The following is a 21406-nucleotide window of genomic DNA, read 5'->3' as shown; positions in this document are numbered from 1 at the left end:
ATCCATGATCATTGGAATTATCATCCTAAGTGTGATTTATGTTATCTTATATCAAAATATCGTCGGAGGATGCCTTCTGGCATCCTTATTTGTTTTGGTGTTAATATCCTGGTGGAACGTGCGGAGGAAGGCATCGAAGCTGAGGATTGAAGTGTCTCTTGACCGGAAAGCTGCCTCAAGGAAGGAAGAGATTCAATTAAAGGGTATCTTTAAAGGAATCCGGTGTCTGGATACAGCAGAGTGCCAGATTACCTATCAGGTTCGCTATTGGCTCATGGGACGGAAAAAAGTCATAAAAGAGAGATTTGAGTATTCCGGAAAGGAGTCGGAGGGCTTTTTGATCCCGCTCAGATTTGATCACTGTGACGAAGTGCACATAACGGTGGCTAAGATAAAAATGCGGGATATGACGGGCCTGTTCTGGGCAGATAAATTTGTAAAAGCCAAAGCCGTGGTGCTTATCATGCCGGATGCGTATCCGCTGGGCCGGATGTCAGATCAGGCGGTGGAGGCAAAGACCATGGACCCGTATGAATATGACGGACTCAAGGAATACCGCCCTGGAGACAAGGGTTCCAGGATTCACTGGAAACTGCTCGCAGGAAAAAATCTGCTGATGGTGAAGGACATGGAGGAAGAAAGGGAGGAAAAGCTCTTTATCTTTCTAAGCCTGCCGGAGTGGGGAGAAGCATATGATGATTTTTTTACTGTATTTTTCTCTGTCTCAAAGTTTTTTTTGGAGCAGGGAATGCCGCAGACAATATACTGGGGGACAAAGGAATACTACCTGGAACGGTATCAGCAGTATGAAGAATTGTTTGGGGAGATGTTTGCGTCAGACTTCGGCGGGGACTTTGAAAACAGGGAGCATGAGGGAATTCATATCTATATGAGAGAGACAGAGACTGATCTGATTTATGTAGAAACAGAATCGGAGACGAATGCAGTCGATAGGAGCAGGCTGGAGCAGGGAATCTATGATCTGGAATTATTTTGAAGCAGATTGCAAGGGGTCTTTTTATTATGAAGGAAAAAATTGAACCATATATGAAATATATATTTCTGAGCATGATATTTCTTGGCTTGACAGACAGTGTTTTTATCGGGTTTTTTACGAGAGCCTTTCAATATTATCTGCTCTGTGCCGGCGTGGCGATCCTGACAGTGCTCTGCGTTCTGTTAGAAAGGTATCCGAAAGCTGTCTTCGGCGCAGTTGGCTTTGCGGCAGCGGCTTCATTTTTTTTAAGGAGCTCTCTTGTCAACGGATTTCAGCTGATCAGCAACCGGATGGCCGATGCAGTAAATCAAGTGTTTGATATGGGATTTTATTATTACGTGGATATCCGGCCTGAGTATACGCGGCGGGACAGCATCCTGTTTATCCTGCTTTTATTCCTGGTGGGCAGTGTGATCTTTCATCATCTGACGAAGAAGACGAAGAGCTTTGCGGCAGTGGTATCTGCAGTCGAAGCCTGCCTGCTGATCCTGACTCCGTATTCCATCACGGGACCGTTTCTGCTGTTTTTATGCGGCTTGACCGGCTATGTACTCTGGACACGCAAAAAGACATTCAGCGCATCGTTAATATCCGTATGCCTTCTCCTGGGGGCTGTCGCAGTATCCGGAACTGCCGGGGAGCCTGCAGACAGCAATCCGGTCAAGGAGACGGCACTGGAATTCGTAAGGACGCTGTCACAGGGCAAAGATTATCAGGTGGCAGGAGGGATCGGAAGCGGAGATATTGGGAAGATCGGTTCCGTGTCGCCGAGGGGAACAAAGCTGTTTCAAGTGAAGCTTTCAAAACCGGAGACGCTGTATCTGAAGGGATTCACAAGCGGTGTTTATGAGAAAGGCATGTGGAAAAAAGAAAAGAGAGACGCAAAGGTGATCCTGGGAGAGAACAGTCTGGATCTGCCTTACCAGTTTTTTGATCTCAAGATTCCTGAGCTCAGTCTTGAACTTTTAGATACAGGTCTTCAGAAAAAGCCGGAAAAAGCAGAGATCCGCTATCAGAAATTTACGGATGATTATTACCTTTGGCCTTATTTCAGCAGTATCTCTTCGGAAAAGGGGAGGTACTACGGAGATTACAATATGAAAAGGACCGGAAAAAGGGAAAAGGAAACTCTCACATATTATCCTGTATCCTTGGACAGTATGCTGAAGGCAGACGGAAGGATCACAGATGCCCTTCTGGATGGCCAGACCGGGGATGTGACTTTGGAAAGGGAGTATTTTGAGGCAATGGATTCCTACAATAAATATGTCAGAAGACAGTATTTGAAGGTCCCCGGAGAATTAAAGAAGAAGCTTACAAAGAAATTTCCGGAACTGCTACAGGTGGTCTCCATGCGGAAAAAGACCGAGATGATCCAGACACTTTTGAGAGAAAATTATCGATATACAAGCGAGTCCGGAACTACACCGGAGGGAAAAGATCCCATCTGGTATTTTCTGAATGAGAATAAAAAAGGCTACTGTACGCAGTATGCTTCCGCTGCGGTCATGATGTTCCGCTCTGCGGGGATCCCGTCCAGATATGTGGAGGGATATCGGATCGATGAACAGAAGTTTAAGAGAGATCGTACAGCCCAGGTCACGGATTTCTATGCTCACGCTTGGCCCGAAATATACGTAGAGAATGTGGGGTGGGTCCCGGTGGAAGTGACCAACACCCGGAATCTGCTGTCCGAACAGGATCAGACAGAGGAGGAGGTTTCATACACAGAAGAAGGAAGAGAGTCTCTTTTGAAGAAAAATATGGTTCTTCAGAGCCTGGCTGCGCTGCTTTTATCTTTTTTCATAATTGTTACAATTATTAAGATTGCGGGGGAAATTATCCGGTACAGGAATTGGAGAAAAAGTACCAACAAGGAAAAAGTCATAATTTATCAAAATTTAATAAATTCCCTGACAGATGGTAAGAAGCTGGACGAAAAATATGTCCTGACCCTCGAAAAAGTGCGTAAAATCACGGAAAAAGGTAGGTTCAGCCAGCATGAGATCACCGACGAAGAACTAAGATATGTGAAGAGATTTGTCGATATATTAAAAAATAAAATATAATTGTTACACAAATGTTAAAAAACTCTTGACAATTTCATTACATATAAGCTACAATAGCAACAGTGAAAGAAATACATGAAACATTATTGTAGTATTTGTATTGATTGATTAGGAGAACACATGAAACGTTTGGTAGTAAAAGCAATAGTAGTCATAATGCTCACAGTTGTGGGATGTTCTGCAATCGGCGGGACTAGAGAGACAGAAGCTGCTTCCAATAAAGGGCAGAAAGTTGTGAATTATGCAAAACGCTTTGTCGGTAATAAATATAAATATGGCGGAACCAGTTTGACGAGAGGAGCTGACTGCTCCGGATATGTAATGTCTGTTTACAGAAAATTCGGCAAAAGACTTCCGCACTCTTCCTACGGAATGAGAAAAGCAGGAAAGAAAGTAAAAGGCGGAATCAAGAAGGCGAAGCCGGGTGATATCATCTGTTACAGCGGACATGTGGCAATTTATATGGGAAATAATAAAATTGTCCATGCAAGCAACTCTGCACCGTATCCCAGAGGTGGGATCAAGATCTCCAAGAATGCGAAATACAGAAAGATCGTGGCAGTAAGAAGAATTTTTAAATAGGTATACATAAACATAAAACTGTTGTATTAGTGTTCATACCACTGATACAGCAGTTTTTTTTCTGAAAAATAAAAAACGCTCAGCACTTGATCCGTCTGTGATCATTGTACTTTTTCACCTTATATGGTAAAATTGATTAATATATATGGACAGAGTTGGTGCCGGGATAAGAACTTTTATTCCTGTCCAATGTGGAAAGCAGTAGCAAAGGCAGTGCTGTGGATGGGGAAGATAAGGCGTGAGGCCCAAGAGGCTCTGGAGATGATTCCAGGCGGAGTGTGTATATATTTATAAAGAAGGCCGGATTTATCCGGTATTCCGCAACTCCTCATTCTATGAAACATCAGGCTGTTCCGAGAAGCATGCCAGGGAGATCAGCCAGGAGATGGCATTTCAGGGGGTACACAGGGAAGACCTTCCGGAAGTGAAGGAAAAAGTAAAGAGATTTTTACGGAGATCTGCTCTGCATCAATCAGATCCCCATCAACCTTCTGAGCAACACGGTCAAGTTTACAGGCAGGGGATGAACGCTCATGTGGCCAAACCTGTCGATTTAGAAGTGCTGATGGATACGCTTTGGAAGGTGATGAAAGCCCCGAACCTTGGGGAAACTTGACAGTGGAAAAAGGAACGATTATAATTTTCAGTAATGATTGAACTTGAAAAAAAGGAGATATACATGAAAATAAGTCCAAAAGTCCGGGATTTTTTGTGCCTTACTGCACATCCAGAGGGCTGCAGAAAAAATGTTGAGAATCAGATTACATATGTAAAGAAGCACAGCGAAGTCAAGAACGGGCCAAAGAAAGTCCTGGTCATCGGAGCGTCCACCGGATACGGGCTGGCATCAAGGATCAACGCGGCATTCGGATGCAAAGCAGCTACGGTAGGTGTCATGTTTGAGAGACAGGCGGCTGGAAAGAGGACTGCCACGGCGGGCTGGTATAATACGGCTGCATTTGAACATGCGGCAGCCAATGAGGATCTATATGCCAAGACAGTCAACGGAGATGCATTCTCCAGGGAAGTCAAGGAGAAGGTGATCGATCTGATCAAGAAGGATTTAGGGAAAGTCGACGCCGTCATTTACAGTCTGGCCGCACCGAGAAGAACTGCCGAGGACGGCACCGTGTACCAGTCTGTGCTAAAGACGACCGGAGAAGATTTTACAAATAAGAACCTGAATCTGAAAGACAACACCATCGGAGAGAAAACCATTGAGGCTGCCACAGAGGAAGAAGTGGAAGCGACGGTGAAGGTAATGGGCGGAGAGGACTGGAAGGCATGGATTCGGGCACTCACAGATGCAGATGCCATTGAAGAAGACACTGTTACTTTCGCCTACTCTTATATCGGGCCGGAGCTCACTTATCCCATCTATTTTGAGGGAACCATCGGTGCTGCAAAGAAACATCTGCACAAGACCGCAGGTGAGATCAATGAAGAATTTAAAGAAAGAGGCATCAGGGCATATATTTCGGTCAACAAGGGTCTCGTCACTCAGGCAAGCTCTGCAATTCCGATCGTTCCCCTGTATATGGCAGTGCTTTACAGTATCATGAAAGAAAGAGGCCTCCACGAAGGATGTATCGAACAGATCACCAGGCTGTTTGGAGAAAAGGCTGTGTTCGGACAGGCAGAGACAGACGGTCAGGGACTGATCCGTCTGGATGACTGGGAGTTAAAGCCGGAAGTACAGGCAGAAGTGGAACGGCGCTGGGAGAAGATCAATACGAAAAATGTTAAGGAATATGCCGATATCGAGGGATACTGGGAAGACTTTTACCAGATGTTTGGCTTTGATATGGACGGAGTGGATTACGAAAAAGATCTGGACCCTTCCGTGAATATTCCGAGTATACCGGACGCAGAATAATATATGAATGAAGTAATCATAACAAGGCTCGGAAGGCATATCGTCAGCGCATGGCTTGAGGACGGAGAATTCGCGGAGTTTTCATCCGAACCAGTAGAGGAAGGCAGTCTGGTCGGAAATATTTACAAAGCCAGGGTGAAGAATATCGTAGGAAACATCCACGGAGCTTTCGTTGAGATCGACAAGGGCAGGCTCTGCTTTTATCCTCTGGACGAACGAAGAAAACCGGGAAAACTCAAAAACGAAAAAGAAATCCTCATCCAGGTAAAAAAAGACGGCACAGACAAGAAGGAACCGTTAGCCACAGAGAACATTGAACTGACCGGAGAATATCTTGTGCTGTCCTCTGATAAGTCGTTCGTGGGTATATCAGGGAAAATCCGGGATAAAGAAAAAAAGGAAGACTTAAAGAGGTTCGTCTCTGCTTTTGTCACCGGAGAGTATGGATTTATTGTGAGGACAGAGGCTGCAAATGCGGATAAAGAAAAGATCGGGAGAGAAGCAGCAAGTCTGGCTGAGAGATATGTTCAGATCCAGGAGAAACAGCAGTATATGAAGCCTTGCAAGCTTCTGGCCACAAATCAGAATTTCTCGTCCCGTTATGTATTTGGACTTTCTCCTTCCCGTGTGGAACGTATCATCTCCGATGATGAGGTGATCTGCAGGGAGGCAGAGGAGAATGGATATCAGGTCCGCCGGATGGACAGACAGGATCAGTCTATTGAGAGGGGATACCGGCTTTCTCATGCACTGGAGGCAGTTTTTCATACGAGAGTGTGGCTCAGATCGGGAGGGTTTCTGATCATCGAGCGCACAGAGGCCATGACAGTGGTCGACGTAAATACAGGAAAATCGATCGGGCGGGGACAGAAGGAAGGCCATATTATAAAGATAAACCGGGAGGCGGCAAGAGAGACGGCCAGACAGATCAGGCTCAGAAATTTATCCGGGATTATCCTCGTGGATTTTATCGATATGAAAGAAAAAGAAGAAGAGGACAGGCTCCTTTCCTATATGCAGTCTGTGCTGAACAGGGATTCCAAGAAAGCGGTGGCCGTAGACATGACGAAGCTTGGACTGATGGAGATCACGAGAAAGAAGGTCAGAAGACCCATAGAAAAAGAAGATTTCCTGTAAGATTATTGCTTGACATGGAAAAAATAAGTTGCTATACTGTAACAGTATGCCGCACAGCGAGGTATAAGAATCCATAAGGATCACCAAAGCTGGCGAGTTTGATTATAGGAGGTGCCATAGATGTACGCCATTATTGCAACAGGAGGAAAACAGTACAAAGTAAGCGAAGGTGATGTGATCAAAGTTGAGAAGCTTGACGCAGAAGTCGGAGCAAAGATTACTTTTGATAATGTTTTATTAGTTGGTGGAGATACTGTAAAGGTAGGAACACCGAACGTAGATGGTGCAAAGGTTGAAGCTTCAGTTGTAAGCGAAGGCAAAGACAAAAAAGTCATTGTTTACAAGTATAAGAGAAAAACCGGATACCATAAGAAAAATGGTCACAGACAATTATTCACACAAGTGAAGATCGATAACATTGTTGGATAATAAAGGACCGAGAGAATGACACAGATCACATTCTACCGGGACCATCAGGGAAAGCCTGCAGGCTTTCAGGCAAAGGACCATGCCGGATATGCGGAGGAAGGACAGGATATTGTCTGTGCCGCGGTATCTGCACTGGTCATTAACTTCCTGAATTCTTTTGAACAGCTGACAGAGGATGCCGGCACATGTTACACATCGGAAGACGATGCAGTGATTGAGTTCAGAGTTTCAGGGACATGTTCTGAAGAAGGACAGATTTTATTGGATTCTCTGGTTCTTGGGATAACCAACATTGAATCGGAGTATCGTCCATATATTCACGTAGTATTTGAGGAGGTGTAAGACAATGATGAAAATGAACCTTCAATTTTTCGCTCATAAAAAGGGAATGGGTTCCACAAAGAACGGAAGAGATTCTGAATCTAAGAGATTAGGTGCGAAAAGAGCTGACGGACAATTTGTAAAAGCTGGAAATATTCTTTACCGCCAGAGAGGAACAAAGATCCATCCGGGAGTCAACGTAGGACGCGGTGGTGATGATACTTTATTTGCATTGACAGATGGTATCGTGCGTTTCGAGAGAAAAGGCAGAGATAAGAAACAGTGTTCTGTACACCCAGTTGCATAGTTGTCGGCTAGTGTTTGTACAGGCAGACAGTTGAATGTTTAACGGCTTCAAATTTCACAATTTGGAGCCGTTTTTTTGAAAATCAGAAAGGAAAAGCCGATGTTTGCAGACAGAGCAAATATATATATCAGATCAGGAAAAGGCGGCAACGGCCATGTGAGTTTCCGAAGAGAGCTCTATGTGCCTAACGGCGGTCCGGACGGCGGTGACGGAGGACGCGGCGGCGACGTGATCTTCGCTGTGGATGAAGGGATGAATACCCTGGCTGATTACCGTCATAAACGAAAATATAAAGCAGGAGACGGCGAAGAGGGCGGAAAGAGACGCTGTCATGGTGCCGACGGACAGGATGTTGTGCTGAAGGTCCCGCCCGGAACGATCATAAAAGAGAAAGAAACAGGGAAAGTAATCCTTGATATGTCAAATAAAAAAGAACCGGTAGTGCTTTTAAAGGGAGGCCGCGGAGGGAAGGGCAATCAGCATTATGCTACGGCTGTGATGCAGGCACCCAAATATGCGCAGCCGGGAGGCAAATGCCAGGAACTTGAGGTGATCCTGGAACTGAAGGTGATCGCCGATGTGGGACTGATAGGTTTTCCAAATGTGGGGAAATCTACGTTCTTATCCAGGGTGACCAATGCAAGGCCGAAGATCGCAAACTATCATTTTACCACACTGAATCCTAATCTGGGTGTCGTTGATCTGGCCGGAGGAAAAGGGTTTGTCATCGCGGATATTCCGGGGATCATTGAGGGAGCGTCTGAGGGAGTTGGCCTGGGATTTGAGTTTCTCCGCCACATCGACAGGACGAAGGTCACAATCCACCTGGTGGATGCGGCTTCTGTGGAAGGCAGAGATCCAATTGCGGATATCAGGGCCATCAACGGCGAACTGGAAAAATACAATCCGGAGATCTTAAAGAGACCGCAGGTCATCGCGGCTAATAAGATCGATGCCATGACCGAAGAAGACCGGGAAACCGTGATGGATCTGCTGAAGGAAGAATTTGCAGAGAACGGTATCGAAGTATTTCCGATCTCGGCTGTCACCGGAGAAGGTGTCAAGGAGCTTTTGTGGCATGTAAGAAAGCTTCTGGACGAGCTTCCGGAAGGGGCAATGGAATTCGAGCAGGAATACGACTTAAGCTTTGAGGATGAAGAGGGAGGAATCACCGTAGCAAATCCGGAAGAAGGAGTCTTCACGGTGGAAGGTCCGAAGGTAGAGCGAATGCTCGGCTACACAAACCTGGAGTCAGAGCGCGGATTCGATTTTTTCCAGAAATTCCTGAAACGAAACGGTGTTCTTGAAGAACTGGAAGCCCTGGGAATCGAAGAAGGAGATACCGTAAAATTATATGATTTAGAATTTGATTATTACAAGTAAGGAGAAGCAATGACGAGTAAACAGAGAGCTTATTTGAAAAGCCTGGCGATGAAGATTGATCCTATATTCAGGATTGGGAAAGACAGCATATCCCCGGAATTGATCGAGGGAGTCAGAGAAGCCATAGATGCCAGGGAACTGATAAAGATCGCAGTTCTTCAAAACTGCATGGATGACCCGAAGGAAGTGGCGCAGACACTGGCCGAGCGTACCAGATCTGAAGTAGTACAGGTCATCGGGAAGAAGATCGTGTTATATAAAGAGTCCAGGGATCACAAGAAGATCCAGCTGCCGAAATAATATAAGGAGAAGGGCTTTTCGGAGGGATTATGAAGAAGATAGGAATTCTTGGCGGGACATTCAACCCAATCCATCACGGACACCTGATTCTCGGGCAGACTGCCCTTGAGGATTTTGGATTGGATAAGGTGCTGATCGTCCCGACCAAAAATCCGGCCTACAAAAAAATATCCAAAAATGTAGAGATCGAGGACCGTGTCAATATGGTCAGGATGGCCATAGAGAACCATCCCGGTTTTGAATTTTCTGACATTGAACTGGACAGGGAAGGATATACTTATACAGTAGATACACTGAGAAAGCTCACCAGACTGCATCCTGATGCAGACTACTATTTTATCATGGGTGCAGATTCTCTGTATCAGATCGAATCGTGGAAAGATCCAGGCCAGATCTTGTCAATGGCAACGATTTTGGTTGCATCCAGGAATGATTCCAGGAGTGCATTGGATGCGCAGATTGAATACATTCAGGATAAGTATCAGGGACGTATTTATCATTTGGACAGTCCAGATTTGGAGATCTCATCGAATGAGATCAGGAAAAGGGCATCCAGAGGACAGAGCATCCGGTATTTTGTGCCGGAAGAGGTCAGACTTTATATAGAAAGAAATGATTTGTATGGAACTCAATGAGATAAAGAAAAAGCTGTCGGGAAACCTGAAAGAGAGCCGTTATACACATACGCTAGGTGTGGCCTACACCGCATCTGCGATGGCAATGGCTCTGGGAGCGGACATTCAAAAGGCATTCAGGGCAGGGCTGCTCCACGACTGTGCGAAAGGGTATCCCATAGAACGGCAGATGAAACTCTGCAGTCAATATGGGATCATATTGACAAGAGAAATGAAAGAAAGTCCGCAGCTTCTTCACTCTGCACTGGCACCGTATATAGCAAGGGACTGCTACGGCAATGAGGATGCAGAGATTGCATCTGCGGTGGAATGTCATACAACCGGAAAGCCAGGAATGAGCCTTTTAGATAAGATTATATTTATCGCCGACTATATAGAGCCGGGCAGAAAGGACATACCGGGTCTTTCCGAGGCCAGGCGGCTTGCATTTTCGGATATCAACCAATGTCTTCTCAAAATAATTGAAAATACCATGCAGTATCTGAAAAGCAGGGATCAGGCGATTGATCCAAGGACGACAGAGACTCATGAATACTACAAGGAGGGTGATCACACATGAATCAGTCTTTAGAAATGACAAAAATTGCTTATAAAGCGTTAGAAGAAAAGCTGGCGGAGGAGATCAAGGTCTTAGACATCCGCTCGATCTCCGTCATTGCCGATTATTTTATCATAGCCAACGGAAAAAATAAGAATCAGGTGCAGGCCATTGTCGACAATGTACAGGATGCTTTGCAGAAAGCGGGATATGAGATGAAACAGATGGAAGGATATCAGAACGGAACTTGGGTTTTGATAGACTTCGGTGATATCGTGATCCATATTTTTGATCAGGAAAACCGTCTGTTTTATGATCTCGAGAGAATCTGGAAGGATGGAGTGGAAGTCTCTTTGGAAGAGGGAGAATAGCACTCTGCCAGAAGGCAAGAAGCGGGCGGACCGTTTTCAGTTATAACTTAGGACAAACTGCCGCATGAGCTGAGATATTTGGCTGTTCGGCAGTTTTTTTCATAGGTGAGACTTTGATAAACCTGGATCTTGTGAATGCAATGGGGTTTACAAGTTATTTTAAATCTGCCTCAGGAGCAAACCAAAGTAAGCTCTGCTGATCGGAAAGAAAAAGAAACTGTAGAGAAGGATGGACAGGAAAAAAGAAGAAAAGCCAAGGTGCTTTTCTTCTTTTTTGTTAAGATTATGTATAGTCTGGATGGCAGATTATGACATGCTGCGGTAAAGGCCGATGACCTTTCCTAAAATAGAAACTTCATCTACGATGATCGGGTCCATAAAATCGTTTTCCGGCTGAAGTCGGTAATGCCCGTCTTCTTTGAAGAATCGTTTGACTGTGGCGGAATCTTCTATAAGAGCTACCACGATGTCGTTATTTTCAGCGGAAGGAGTTTCCTCGACGATCACCATGTCACCGTCATAGATGCCGATATTGATCATGCTGTCGCCTTTCACATGGAGCATAAAGGTGCTTTTGGAGCCGATAAACTCAGGAAGCATGGGAAAGTAGTCTTCGATGTTCTCAGTGGCGATGATCGGTTCTCCTGCGGTCACGGTTCCTACTATAGGAATGTTCACAACCTCGCGCCTCGTGAGCTGGAAGTCATCGTCAATGATCTCAATGGCCCTTGGTTTTGTCGGATCTCTTCGGATATAGCCCTTGCGCTCTAAAGACTCCAAGTGGGAATGGACAGAAGAGGTGGACTTCAGACTGACAGCGGCACAAATCTCACGGACTGCGGGCGGATAACCCTTTTCCAGTATCTGAGATTTTATATATTCTAAGATTTGTTCTTGTTTTGGGCTCAACTTTTGTTTGCTCATAATGTGCCTCCTTTATTTTCTTGCTATTATCTTACCATATATTACAGATTGAAACAAGTGTTCCCGAACAAATTTTCGGAAAGACGTTGACAAACGAACGCGCGTTCTTTATAATAGAATCATAAACAAATGTTCGATAGGAGGATGCGTTATGAAAACACTGAAGATAAAAGTTTTGATCACAGTCTTATTTATTGTTACGATTTTGGGTATCGCTGGCGCCGTTATGGCAGAGAGCCGGCAGGTGGCGGGAGCTGCCGACGGCAGAAAGAAGTATTTTACCAGTATCCGGATTAAAAAGGGAGACAGTCTTTGGAATATAGCAAAAAGCCGTATATCGGAGGAATACAGCTCTGTCGGTGAATATGTGGAAGAAGTATGCGAGACCAATCATATCTATGACGGCGAGATCAAGGAAGGTATGTACCTGGTTGTCCCATATTACAAATGACCCTGTGACGAGTATGAGGTTACGAATCGCTTCGGAAGTTAACATAAAAGGCCGGAACAACTTGGCATTGAGTTGTTCCGGCCTCCTGTAACAGATAAATTTCTTATCGTTTGCTCGGATACGTGGAAAAAGAGTTTACGATAGCGTTGTATACGGCTTTTCCATAGGTACCGGTATTGCTTTTCATTTTTTTTGCTTCTGCCTCGTTGGAGATGAAACCGATTTCTGTAAGACTGGAAGCAGTCTTTGTGTTTCTCAGGACAGCCAGTCCTGTCCGGTTTTTAAGTCCCCGGTTCGTAAAGCCTGTGGCAGGCCGCACATATGCATGGATCTTGTTTGACCAGTTATAACTGGTAAGACCTGAGGATGACTTATAACCTTTGGAGTTATAGAGAGTCTCTGTTCCGTGGGCGGAAGGAGTCGCTGAGTTTATGTGGACACTGATAAAACGGTCAGCCCCTACATTGTTTGCCAGATCTGAGCGGTATGACAAAGACGGATACCAGTCGGACAGCCGTGTGTAGTAGACTTTATATCCGGAATTCTTGTTAAAATATGATTTGGCAGACTGGACGATTTTGAGTGTCAGATCTTTTTCCCTGAGCCCGTTTCCGGTAGCTCCGGAATCAGACCCTCCGTGTCCCGCATCCAATACAACAATGCGGCTGTATATCTTCTTCGGTGAATCATACTTTACATAGATATAATCAGGTGTCTGTGAGACTGCATAAGCCTTAATCACATCTTTTCTCGGACGGATATAGATATTCGTATAGCCGCCGCTGTATGTGACAGTATAGGAACGGAAGTACTTGTCCGTTTTTATGTAGCGGTTGGAACTGGAGCTAAAGTGTGTTTTATAGTTGCCCTTTACCTTGATGATCAGTCTGCGGTTGCTGTAATCATCTGATGTCGAGATAGCCGAAGATGAAAGTCCGCTTGGTTTCTTTATCCTCACACTGTAATTTGAGGCAGAAGCAGTGATCCTTGTTCCGGGCGTGATACTTGAAGTGCCTGAGCAAGAGGAACCTGAACTGCTTCCAGAAGATGAGGAAGACAGACTCTTCGTTGTTATGAGACCGCTTTTCTGTGAGGAGCTCCACTTATAACTGTGTCCGAGTTTTGTGATACAGAATGCACCAGGCACATAGATATAATTCTTTTTACGTGCATAAGAATATACCTTTCTTGCCGGTGTAGGCATCTTGGTCTTCTTGCCGTTTACATAAGCATACATGCTGTCAAGAGTCATGACCACAGATTTGCTTCCCCGTTTCAGGGTTACTTTTTTTGTTTTGGATGAGTAGCTGTAAGACACCCCCAGGCTCTTTTGTTTTTCAAACAGCCAGTATGCTGAGTACATAGAAGTATTAGCCCGTGAAAATCCAGGAGCATAGGTCTTTACAATTGTGCCGTTGATTTTGACATTCCGGCATTTCTTTTTCTGCTTTTTTCCTGCAATCTTTAAGGTATAATATTTGCCTGCTTTTGGTACTGAGGCAGCTTGTACGGTGGATACAGGGATCGTAGTTGCTGTTAGCATCATAATTGATAAATAAGCAATAGATTTTTTTAAATTATTCATACTTTTCCGTCCTTTCGCGTAAATTGTAACATAATCGTAATAAAAATGCAATGAATATATAAAAAATCCCATAATACTTTACTTTTTGGGGGATTCTCCAAAAGAAATATCATGGGATTTCAGCTGAGGTCATGATCACTGGCGTTCTGTGCAGCTAAAATGAGGCCAGGATTCCATCATAAAATGCTTTTCCGATCTTTGTATAATTGTTTTTCATGGAGGAAGCCTCCGTAGGATTGGATATGAACCCCACCTCTCCGAGCGTTGCTGCGGTTTTGGAGTAAGTCAGAACAGCAACCCCGTTGACACCAGGAACTCTTTGTTTTAATCCTCGGTCTGTAAATCCTGTTGCGCTTCTCAGTTTTTTGTGAACGTCCTTTGCCAGTGCTTTGCCGGTCAGGCTGCTGTAAGGAGAAGGAGCCTTTCCGCCTTTTGGATTGTAGAGGGTCTCAGTACCTTTGGCTGAATAACTGATCTTTCCTACATCATTAATATGGACACTGACAAACCGGTCTGCCCCTACGTTGTTTGCCATCTGATACCGCTCTGACAGAGTTGGATACCAGTCAGAAAGTCTCGTGTAATAAACTTTATAATTGGCATTCCGATCAAAATAATACTTCGTTTTCTGTACAATGGAGAGGGTCATATTTTTTTCCTGAAGTCCGTTTCCTGTGGCGCCCGTATCGCTTCCTCCATGTCCTGCATCCACAACGATAACTCTCGAAAACATAGATTTCGGAGCCGCATACTTCACATAGATATAACTGGAATCCTGTGTGATGCTAAAGCCTTTGATGGAGCTTGTTTTCAGATAGATCTTGGTCTTTCCTCCGGTATAGGATACGGAATAGGTCAGACTATCCTTTATATTCCGGTTGGAAGAAGAGGAAAAATGGGTTTTATAATTGCCGTTGATATTTAATACTAGCCGTTTGTTCCAATAATCATCCTCAGAGGTGACCGCAGATGAAGACAAGCCGGCAGGTTTTTTCAGGCGGATTGAATAATTGCTGCTGCTTGCGGTGACTTTTGTTTTCGGTGCAACTACCCCGCCGGTAGACGGAGCTGTGGATGTGGGTGGAGCTGATCCTTGGCCAGATGAGGAAGAAGCTTTCATCACGCCGGATAAGAGCCGATTGTTCCAGGTATAGGAAATGCCGAGCTTTCCGGCAACAGTCTGTCCCGGCACCATAATATAATTTTTCTTTTTTGCCACATAGCGGACTTTTCTTGGGGCAGCGGGAAGTGTAAAAGATTTACCGTTTAAAGTGGCTTTTTTGCTGTCTAGGGTCATGACGACTGTCTTATTGCCTCTTTTAAAAGTAATTTTCTTTGTCTTGCTTGTATATTTATAAGAGGTACCTAAAGATTTGCACTTGCCAAAAATCCAGTAGGCAGAGTACATGGACGTGGAACCGTCCAAAAATCCGGGCATATTTGTCTTAATAACGGTGTTATTGTACCGGGCATTCAGAGCTTTCTTTGTATAGGTTTTTTTGTTGTGAGTATACTGTACTTTAAAAATGCTCCCTGCACTGATAGCAGAAGCCGGATGAATGCTTGCGGCAAGCATCATGGCGGAGAGGCCAGCGCAAAGAAGTGTCTTTCGATTCATATGTATTCCCCTTTTCCTTTTTTATTCTTTTTCTGCCATTATAATATATTTTTCTGTCTGAAACAATAGTGTAATAGGGAATGGTAAATTATGAAAGAAAATTATGGGCTAATTCAAATAATTTGTTATAAATCATGTTAAAACAACAAAAAGGTCCAGAGAATCACATATTCAATGAAAAAACTATTTTCAATCTATATTGAAATATGGTATTCTATTATATAAGTTCGCTTCGGGAGGGAGAGGGAACCCTCTATATTATAGAAGAAGAACAATCAATGAAATAGCGACAGGAGAAGAAAATGAAAGTAGAGAACAGCTTTCGCCGGGGAGCTTTGGATTCGATTCCGATAGCGCTTGCGTATCTGGCAGTTTCTTTTGCTTTTGGAATCGCCGGGAGTGCCAAGGGTGTTCCTGTCTGGGCGGTAACGCTCATATCTGCCACCTGCCTTACATCAGCAGGCCAGTTTGCAGGGCTGATTTCCATTACCGCAGGGGGAACTCTGATCGAGCTGGTCCTGTCTCAGGTTATCATCAACCTAAGATATTCTATCATGTCCATTGCGATTGGACAGAAGCTTGAATCGAGGACAAAACTTTGGAACAGATTTTTGATGGCATTCGGAGTGACCGATGAGATTTTTGCCATGGCCTGCGGCCGGAAAGGCGAGATAGGTCCAAAATACTTTTATGGACTCATGAGTTTTTCATGGCTCGCATGGACGCTGGGTACCTTTCTGGGGGCCACTGCAAGCGGGCTGCTGCCTCAGATGGTGATGAACGCACTGGGGATTGCCATCTACGGAATGCTGATTGCGATCATTATTCCGCCGTCAAAGCATAATAAAAATATAGTGGCAGTTATCATTGTATCTGTATGTTTTAGTTTATTATTTCATTATGTAAAACTGTTTTCTTTCATTTCCAGTGGATTTTCCATTATTCTCTGCACGCTGATTGCAGCGGGGGCAGGAGCTGTATTTTTTCCGGTGAAGGAGGAAGATGAATGAGTCTTTGGAGATTGTTTTTGTATATCATTGCAATGGCAGTGACTACATATCTTGTAAGAATGATTCCGCTGACGGTCTTTCAGAAAAAGATAACCAATCGTTTTTTTCGATCATTTCTTTTTTATGTGCCATATGCCGTTTTGGCTGCTATGGTCATACCGGCAGTGTTTTCAGCTACAAAGAGTTTTGGATCATCAATCACAGGTTTTGCGGCAGCGGTGATACTTTCATACAGAGAAATGAACATCGTCACAGTAGCCTGTTTAAGCTGTGCGGCAGCTTTGGCAGCGGAGATGATATCAGTGATATTATAAGGAAGAGGAGAAGACTATGAATTTTAATGTAGCAGTTATCAAAGGAGATGGGATCGGCCCTGAGATCGTAGAACAGGCTGTGAGAGTTCTGGATGCAGCGGCAGAGAAGTCGGGACATAAGTTTACATATAAACAGATTTTAATGGGAGGGGCATCCATTGACGTCTATGGAAAGCCTCTTACAGAGGAAACACTGGAAACTGCGGGAAACAGCGATGCAGTCTTGATGGGGTCTATCGGAGGCAATACTACCACATCGCCGTGGTATCGGCTGCCTGCTGAGCTTCGTCCGGAGGCAGGGCTTCTTGCCCTGAGAAAAGGATTAGGTCTGTTTGCAAACATCCGTCCGGCTTATTTATATGAAGAGTTAAAGAAAGCCTGTCCGTTAAGAGACGAGATCATCGGCGACGGTTTTGACATGGTGATCATGAGAGAACTGACAGGGGGACTTTATTTTGGCGAGAGAAGCACCGACGTGGTAGACGGCATCCGGGTAGCGAAGGATTCTCTGACATACAATGAAAATGAGATCAGAAGGATTGCAGTCAAAGCCTTCGATATCGCCCGCAAGAGAAAGAAACATGTTATCAGTGTTGACAAGGCCAATGTATTGGACTCTTCAAGACTCTGGAGACAGGTAGTGGAAGAGGTCGCAGAGGACTATGACGATGTAACTTACGAGCACATGTTGGTTGACAACTGTGCCATGCAGCTGGTCAATGACCCGAAACAGTTTGATGTGATCCTCACAGAGAACATGTTCGGCGATATTTTATCAGACGAGGCCAGTATGATTACCGGGTCCATCGGGATGCTTTCATCGGCCAGCCTTGGGGAGGGTAAATTCGGATTATATGAGCCGAGCCATGGTTCTGCCCCTGATATCGCAGGAAAAGATATTGCCAACCCGATCGCTACGGTCCTGTCGGCAGCCATGATGCTCAGATATTCGTTCGATCTGGATGCAGAAGCTGACATGATCGAAAAGGCAGTGAAGAAAGTGTTGGAAGACGGATACCGAACCGTGGATATCATGTCCGACGGAATGATCCAAGTGGGAACCAAAGCGATGGGAGATCTGATCATCGAAAGAATATAAGACAACATGATATAAAGTGCCAAAGGCATATAAAAAGCCTCCGGAATCCCGGAGGCATAGATAATATTTAGGAGGAAGTGCGATATGAGTAATACTTATACAAATGGAGAGAATTTTGCTCCTCAGAGATCGTTGTTTAACGCATTGGGCTATACCAAAGAAGAGATGGAAAAGCCGTTAGTCGGTATCGTCAGCTCATACAATGAGATCGTGCCGGGACACATGAACCTGGATAAGATCGTAGAAGCAGTAAAGATGGGAGTAGCTATGGCAGGCGGAACCCCGGTCGTCTTTCCGGCGATCGCAGTCTGTGACGGAATTGCCATGGGGCATATCGGAATGAAATATTCTCTTGTGACAAGAGATTTGATCGCGGATTCCACAGAGGCAATGGCACTGGCCCATCAGTTTGACGCCTTAGTCATGGTCCCGAACTGCGACAAAAATGTTCCGGGACTCTTGATGGCAGCGGCACGCGTCAATGTACCCACAGTGTTCGTCAGTGGCGGACCAATGCTCGCAGGACGTGTAAAGGGACAGAAAACCAGTCTGTCCAGCATGTTTGAGGCGGTGGGCTCATATGCTGCCGGTTCTATCTCGAAGGAAGAACTGGACGAATTTGAAAACAAGGCATGTCCGACCTGCGGTTCCTGTTCCGGGATGTACACGGCAAACTCTATGAACTGCCTTACTGAAGTGTTGGGTATGGGACTGAAAGGAAACGGAACCATCCCGGCAGTATATTCAGAGAGGATCAAGCTCGCGAAGCATGCAGGAATGAAAGTCATGGAGCTGCTTGAAAAGAATATCCGTCCGAGAGACATTATGACGGAAAAGGCATTTTTGAATGCGCTGACTGTTGATATGGCACTGGGGTGCAGCACAAACAGCATGCTCCATTTGCCGGCCATCGCCCATGAAGCAGGTGTGGAACTGAATCTGGAACTGGCAAACGAAATCAGTGCGAAGACGCCGAATCTCTGCCATTTAGCTCCGGCAGGCCATACTTATATAGAAGATTTAAATGAGGCTGGCGGCGTTTATGCAGTTATGAATGAATTAAATAAGAAGGAACTGTTACATACAGACCTGATCACCGCAACGGGAAAAACAGTGGCAGAAAACATTGAGGGATGCATCAACCGTGATCCCGAAGTGATCCGACCGGTGGAGAACCCTTACAGCGAAACAGGCGGAATTGCAGTGCTCAAAGGAAATCTTGCACCGGATTCCGGTGTGGTAAAACGTTCTGCCGTGGCTCCGGAAATGTTAAAGATGGAAGGGCCGGCCAGAGTGTTTGACTGTGAGGAAGATGCCATTGACGCGATCAAAGGAGGTGCGATCAAAGAGGGGGATGTGGTTGTCATCCGCTATGAGGGACCGAAGGGCGGACCGGGAATGCGGGAGATGCTCAATCCGACTTCAGCGATCATGGGCATGGGACTCGGCTCCAGCGTGGCTCTGATCACAGACGGACGTTTTTCAGGGGCTTCCAGAGGCGCATGCATCGGACACGTTTCTCCGGAGGCAGCGGTCGGCGGACCGATCGCCCTTGTGGAAGAAGGGGATACGATCTCCATCGACATCAATGCAAATTCACTGAATGTAAAAGTATCTGATGAAGAGATGCAGAGACGAAGAGAAAACTGGGTACCGAGAGAACCGAAGATCACAACCGGATATCTGGCAAGATATGCGTCTCTTGTTACTTCAGGAAACCGCGGTGCCATCTTAGAAATCAACCAGGACAAATAGAGAGGTATTCTTATGAAGCAATTGACGGGATCACAGATTGTTTTAGAGTGCTTGAAAGAGCAGGGGGTCAATACGGTTTTCGGCTATCCTGGCGGTGCCATCTTAAACATCTATGATGAATTATACAAGCAGCAGGACTGCTTTACCCATATTCTTACCGGACATGAGCAGGGCGCTTCCCATGCGGCAGACGGTTATGCCAGATCCACCGGAAAGGTAGGCGTGTGTTTTGCAACTTCCGGTCCGGGGGCGACAAATATTGTCACAGGGATTGCAACCGCATATATGGATTCTATCCCTGTGGTGGCGATTACATGTAATGTAGGAGTCAGTCTTCTCGGAAAGGACAGCTTTCAGGAAGTGGACATCACGGGGATCACTCTTCCCATCACAAAGCATAACTTTATTGTAAAGAATGTGGAAGACCTTGCAGACACGATCCGAAGGGCGTTCAGGATTGCCCAGACCGGAAGAAAAGGACCGGTCCTTATCGACATTCCGAAAGATGTGACGGCAGCAGTCACTAATTATAAAGCACAGAAGCCAAAAGAAATCAAGAGAAAGATTGATAATATCAAAGAAATGGATATCCGGCAGGCCATTAAACTGATCGAATCGTCCAAAAAACCGTTCATCCTCGTGGGCGGCGGAGCCGTGCTCTCGGACGCATCGGAAGAACTCAGGGAGTTCGTGGAAAAAGTTCACGCTCCGGTTGCCGATACGCTGATGGGCAAAGGCGCTTTTGACGGGACAGATGCCCTGTATACCGGTATGCTCGGTATGCATGGGACCAAAACTTCCAATCTGGGAGTCTCGGCCTGTGATCTGCTGATTGCCATCGGAACCAGATTCAGCGACAGAGTATTGGGCAATCCGGATTCTTTCGCAAAGAATGCAAAGATCCTGCAGATCGATATCGATCCTGCGGAGATCAATAAAAATATCATGGCACATACCCATATTATTGGTGATATCAAGGCTGTACTCACCATGGTAAACCGCAGGCTCGGCCAGCAGAATCATAACACCTGGGTGAAGAATGTCATGGTGGATAAAGTGAATTATCCGCTGATCTATGACAAATCGAAGCTTTCCGGCCCTCAGATTGTGGAGGTAATCTACGAGAGGACAAAAGGAGATGCCGTGATCGTTACCGAAGTGGGCCAGCACCAGATGTGGGCTGCACAGTTCTATAAATATAAAAAGCCGAGGACGTTCCTGACATCGGGAGGCCTGGGGACTATGGGATACGGTCTGGGAGCCAGCATCGGAGCGAAAGTGGGCAGCCCTGAAAAGACTGTTATTAATATCGCAGGAGACGGATGTTTCCGTATGAATTTAAATGAACTTGCAACGGCGACCAGATATAATATTCCGATCATTGAGGTCATTATCAACAACAGTGTGCTCGGAATGGTACGCCAGTGGCAGAACCTGTTTTATTCAGAGCATTATTCTTACACGACCTTCGAGGATCCAGTGGATTTTGTGAAGGTTGCGGAAGGCATGGGTGCGCTGGCGAAACGGGTGACGACTCTTGATGAGTTTGAGTTTGCATTCGAGGAAGCACTCGAAGCAGGAAGACCGGTTGTTCTGGACTGTCATGTGGATCTGGACGATAAAGTCTGGCCGATGGTGAATCCAGGAGCCGCAATTCAGGAGGCATATACAAAAGAAGACTTGGAAAAAACAACAAAGTAAATTT

The 21406-nt window shown here is 45.4% G+C and carries 24 protein-coding genes; 21 read left to right on the top strand and 3 right to left on the bottom strand.

Annotated features, from left to right (window positions below; all coding sequences use genetic code 11):
* Positions 1-4: 4 nt before the first annotated feature.
* The 15 genes from P8F77_RS11120 to P8F77_RS11050 all read left to right on the top strand — a co-directional run bounded on the left by P8F77_RS11120 (position 5) and on the right by P8F77_RS11050 (position 11257).
* On the top strand, positions 5-997 hold the full coding sequence (locus P8F77_RS11120; RefSeq protein ID WP_287517406.1) for a DUF58 domain-containing protein: 993 nt from the start codon (positions 5-7) through the stop codon (positions 995-997).
* A gap of 26 nt (positions 998-1023) precedes the next feature.
* A complete protein-coding gene (locus P8F77_RS11115) occupies positions 1024-3066 on the top strand; it encodes a transglutaminase domain-containing protein (protein WP_148459754.1) in 2043 nt (680 codons plus the stop codon).
* Between the two features lie 120 nt (positions 3067-3186).
* On the top strand, positions 3187-3648 hold the full coding sequence (locus P8F77_RS11110) for an NlpC/P60 family protein (protein ID WP_024727192.1): 462 nt from the start codon (positions 3187-3189) through the stop codon (positions 3646-3648).
* A gap of 385 nt (positions 3649-4033) precedes the next feature.
* Entirely contained in the window at positions 4034-4264 is a 231-nt protein-coding gene (locus P8F77_RS11105; protein ID WP_024727193.1) for a hypothetical protein, read from the top strand.
* Positions 4265-4327: 63 nt separating this feature from the next.
* Positions 4328-5524 carry an enoyl-ACP reductase FabV gene (fabV, locus tag P8F77_RS11100; RefSeq protein ID WP_024727194.1) on the top strand — a complete coding sequence of 399 codons (1197 nt, stop codon included), beginning with the start codon at positions 4328-4330 and terminating at the stop codon, positions 5522-5524.
* Positions 5525-5527: 3 nt separating this feature from the next.
* A complete protein-coding gene (locus P8F77_RS11095; protein ID WP_024727195.1) occupies positions 5528-6661 on the top strand; it encodes a ribonuclease E/G in 1134 nt (377 codons plus the stop codon).
* Between the two features lie 120 nt (positions 6662-6781).
* Positions 6782-7090: a 50S ribosomal protein L21 gene (gene rplU, locus P8F77_RS11090; RefSeq protein ID WP_024727196.1), complete on the top strand. Its 309-nt coding sequence runs from the start codon at positions 6782-6784 to the stop codon at positions 7088-7090.
* 15 nt (positions 7091-7105) lie between these two features.
* Complete coding sequence (locus tag P8F77_RS11085; RefSeq protein ID WP_287517403.1) at positions 7106-7432, top strand: ribosomal-processing cysteine protease Prp; 327 nt, start codon at positions 7106-7108, stop codon at positions 7430-7432.
* Between the two features lie 4 nt (positions 7433-7436).
* Complete coding sequence (gene rpmA / locus P8F77_RS11080; protein WP_006566702.1) at positions 7437-7718, top strand: 50S ribosomal protein L27; 282 nt, start codon at positions 7437-7439, stop codon at positions 7716-7718.
* 99 nt (positions 7719-7817) lie between these two features.
* On the top strand, positions 7818-9101 hold the full coding sequence (obgE, locus tag P8F77_RS11075) for a GTPase ObgE (protein ID WP_024727198.1): 1284 nt from the start codon (positions 7818-7820) through the stop codon (positions 9099-9101).
* A 9-nt stretch (positions 9102-9110) separates the two neighbouring features.
* Complete coding sequence (gene yhbY / locus P8F77_RS11070) at positions 9111-9401, top strand: ribosome assembly RNA-binding protein YhbY (protein WP_024727199.1); 291 nt, start codon at positions 9111-9113, stop codon at positions 9399-9401.
* Positions 9402-9430: 29 nt separating this feature from the next.
* On the top strand, positions 9431-10036 hold the full coding sequence (gene nadD / locus P8F77_RS11065; protein WP_024727200.1) for a nicotinate-nucleotide adenylyltransferase: 606 nt from the start codon (positions 9431-9433) through the stop codon (positions 10034-10036).
* A complete protein-coding gene (gene yqeK, locus P8F77_RS11060; protein WP_024727201.1) occupies positions 10023-10595 on the top strand; it encodes a bis(5'-nucleosyl)-tetraphosphatase (symmetrical) YqeK in 573 nt (190 codons plus the stop codon). Before nadD ends, yqeK begins: the two co-directional genes overlap by 14 nt.
* Complete coding sequence (rsfS, locus tag P8F77_RS11055) at positions 10592-10945, top strand: ribosome silencing factor (protein WP_024727202.1); 354 nt, start codon at positions 10592-10594, stop codon at positions 10943-10945. The genes yqeK and rsfS overlap by 4 nt, the downstream gene beginning before the upstream one ends.
* Positions 10946-11080: 135 nt before the next feature.
* The gene (locus tag P8F77_RS11050; protein WP_287517398.1) at positions 11081-11257 is read left to right on the top strand and encodes a hypothetical protein; all 177 of its coding nucleotides are present in this window, start codon (positions 11081-11083) and stop codon (positions 11255-11257) included.
* Here P8F77_RS11050 and lexA read toward each other — a convergent pair.
* Positions 11252-11869, bottom strand: a complete 618-nt coding sequence (gene lexA, locus P8F77_RS11045) for a transcriptional repressor LexA (protein WP_024727203.1) — start codon at positions 11867-11869, stop codon at positions 11252-11254. The genes P8F77_RS11050 and lexA overlap by 6 nt on opposite strands.
* Positions 11870-12020: 151 nt before the next feature.
* Between lexA and P8F77_RS11040 the strand changes: the two genes are divergently transcribed.
* Positions 12021-12320, top strand: a complete 300-nt coding sequence (locus P8F77_RS11040; RefSeq protein ID WP_024727204.1) for a LysM peptidoglycan-binding domain-containing protein — start codon at positions 12021-12023, stop codon at positions 12318-12320.
* Between the two features lie 103 nt (positions 12321-12423).
* On the opposite strand, the gene P8F77_RS11035 is transcribed toward P8F77_RS11040, so the two are convergent.
* Both P8F77_RS11035 and P8F77_RS11030 read right to left on the bottom strand, forming a co-directional pair.
* Positions 12424-13905, bottom strand: a complete 1482-nt coding sequence (locus P8F77_RS11035; RefSeq protein ID WP_287517396.1) for an N-acetylmuramoyl-L-alanine amidase — start codon at positions 13903-13905, stop codon at positions 12424-12426.
* 154 nt (positions 13906-14059) lie between these two features.
* Entirely contained in the window at positions 14060-15523 is a 1464-nt protein-coding gene (locus P8F77_RS11030; protein ID WP_270430770.1) for an N-acetylmuramoyl-L-alanine amidase, read from the bottom strand.
* Positions 15524-15825: 302 nt separating this feature from the next.
* Here P8F77_RS11030 and P8F77_RS11025 point away from each other — a divergent pair, with 302 nt between their 5' ends.
* From P8F77_RS11025 to ilvB, 5 genes are all read left to right on the top strand, one after another.
* Positions 15826-16533, top strand: a complete 708-nt coding sequence (locus P8F77_RS11025; RefSeq protein ID WP_024727207.1) for an AzlC family ABC transporter permease — start codon at positions 15826-15828, stop codon at positions 16531-16533.
* The gene (locus P8F77_RS11020) at positions 16530-16847 is read left to right on the top strand and encodes an AzlD domain-containing protein (protein WP_024727208.1); all 318 of its coding nucleotides are present in this window, start codon (positions 16530-16532) and stop codon (positions 16845-16847) included. The genes P8F77_RS11025 and P8F77_RS11020 overlap by 4 nt, the downstream gene beginning before the upstream one ends.
* Before the next feature lie 16 nt (positions 16848-16863).
* Positions 16864-17946: a 3-isopropylmalate dehydrogenase gene (gene leuB / locus P8F77_RS11015; protein ID WP_024727209.1), complete on the top strand. Its 1083-nt coding sequence runs from the start codon at positions 16864-16866 to the stop codon at positions 17944-17946.
* 84 nt (positions 17947-18030) lie between these two features.
* Positions 18031-19701 carry a dihydroxy-acid dehydratase gene (gene ilvD, locus P8F77_RS11010; protein WP_024727210.1) on the top strand — a complete coding sequence of 557 codons (1671 nt, stop codon included), beginning with the start codon at positions 18031-18033 and terminating at the stop codon, positions 19699-19701.
* Positions 19702-19713: 12 nt separating this feature from the next.
* Complete coding sequence (gene ilvB, locus P8F77_RS11005; RefSeq protein ID WP_287517394.1) at positions 19714-21402, top strand: biosynthetic-type acetolactate synthase large subunit; 1689 nt, start codon at positions 19714-19716, stop codon at positions 21400-21402.
* Positions 21403-21406: the final 4 nt, after the last annotated feature.

The organism is Anaerostipes sp. PC18 (assembly GCF_039789045.1).
Classification (GTDB): Bacteria; Bacillota; Clostridia; order Lachnospirales; family Lachnospiraceae; genus Anaerostipes; species Anaerostipes hominis.
The sequence above is the reverse complement of the archived record's forward strand: the minus strand, read 5'-3'. Positions and strand labels throughout refer to the sequence as shown.

Excerpts from the sequence above, each read along its gene's own strand:
- P8F77_RS11120 (WP_287517406.1), top strand. The coding sequence starts at position 5 with ATGATCATTGGAATTATCATCCTAAGTGTGATTTATGTTATCTTATAT.
- P8F77_RS11115 (WP_148459754.1), top strand. The coding sequence starts at position 1,024 with ATGAAGGAAAAAATTGAACCATATATGAAATATATATTTCTGAGCATG.
- P8F77_RS11110 (WP_024727192.1), top strand. The coding sequence starts at position 3,187 with ATGAAACGTTTGGTAGTAAAAGCAATAGTAGTCATAATGCTCACAGTT.
- P8F77_RS11105 (WP_024727193.1), top strand. The coding sequence starts at position 4,034 with ATGGCATTTCAGGGGGTACACAGGGAAGACCTTCCGGAAGTGAAGGAA.
- fabV (WP_024727194.1), top strand. The coding sequence starts at position 4,328 with ATGAAAATAAGTCCAAAAGTCCGGGATTTTTTGTGCCTTACTGCACAT.
- P8F77_RS11095 (WP_024727195.1), top strand. The coding sequence starts at position 5,528 with ATGAATGAAGTAATCATAACAAGGCTCGGAAGGCATATCGTCAGCGCA.
- rplU (WP_024727196.1), top strand. The coding sequence starts at position 6,782 with ATGTACGCCATTATTGCAACAGGAGGAAAACAGTACAAAGTAAGCGAA.
- P8F77_RS11085 (WP_287517403.1), top strand. The coding sequence starts at position 7,106 with ATGACACAGATCACATTCTACCGGGACCATCAGGGAAAGCCTGCAGGC.
- rpmA (WP_006566702.1), top strand. The coding sequence starts at position 7,437 with ATGATGAAAATGAACCTTCAATTTTTCGCTCATAAAAAGGGAATGGGT.
- obgE (WP_024727198.1), top strand. The coding sequence starts at position 7,818 with ATGTTTGCAGACAGAGCAAATATATATATCAGATCAGGAAAAGGCGGC.
- yhbY (WP_024727199.1), top strand. The coding sequence starts at position 9,111 with ATGACGAGTAAACAGAGAGCTTATTTGAAAAGCCTGGCGATGAAGATT.
- nadD (WP_024727200.1), top strand. The coding sequence starts at position 9,431 with ATGAAGAAGATAGGAATTCTTGGCGGGACATTCAACCCAATCCATCAC.
- yqeK (WP_024727201.1), top strand. The coding sequence starts at position 10,023 with ATGGAACTCAATGAGATAAAGAAAAAGCTGTCGGGAAACCTGAAAGAG.
- rsfS (WP_024727202.1), top strand. The coding sequence starts at position 10,592 with ATGAATCAGTCTTTAGAAATGACAAAAATTGCTTATAAAGCGTTAGAA.
- P8F77_RS11050 (WP_287517398.1), top strand. The coding sequence starts at position 11,081 with ATGCAATGGGGTTTACAAGTTATTTTAAATCTGCCTCAGGAGCAAACC.
- lexA (WP_024727203.1), bottom strand. The coding sequence starts at position 11,869 with ATGAGCAAACAAAAGTTGAGCCCAAAACAAGAACAAATCTTAGAATAT.
- P8F77_RS11040 (WP_024727204.1), top strand. The coding sequence starts at position 12,021 with ATGAAAACACTGAAGATAAAAGTTTTGATCACAGTCTTATTTATTGTT.
- P8F77_RS11035 (WP_287517396.1), bottom strand. The coding sequence starts at position 13,905 with ATGAATAATTTAAAAAAATCTATTGCTTATTTATCAATTATGATGCTA.
- P8F77_RS11030 (WP_270430770.1), bottom strand. The coding sequence starts at position 15,523 with ATGAATCGAAAGACACTTCTTTGCGCTGGCCTCTCCGCCATGATGCTT.
- P8F77_RS11025 (WP_024727207.1), top strand. The coding sequence starts at position 15,826 with ATGAAAGTAGAGAACAGCTTTCGCCGGGGAGCTTTGGATTCGATTCCG.
- P8F77_RS11020 (WP_024727208.1), top strand. The coding sequence starts at position 16,530 with ATGAGTCTTTGGAGATTGTTTTTGTATATCATTGCAATGGCAGTGACT.
- leuB (WP_024727209.1), top strand. The coding sequence starts at position 16,864 with ATGAATTTTAATGTAGCAGTTATCAAAGGAGATGGGATCGGCCCTGAG.
- ilvD (WP_024727210.1), top strand. The coding sequence starts at position 18,031 with ATGAGTAATACTTATACAAATGGAGAGAATTTTGCTCCTCAGAGATCG.
- ilvB (WP_287517394.1), top strand. The coding sequence starts at position 19,714 with ATGAAGCAATTGACGGGATCACAGATTGTTTTAGAGTGCTTGAAAGAG.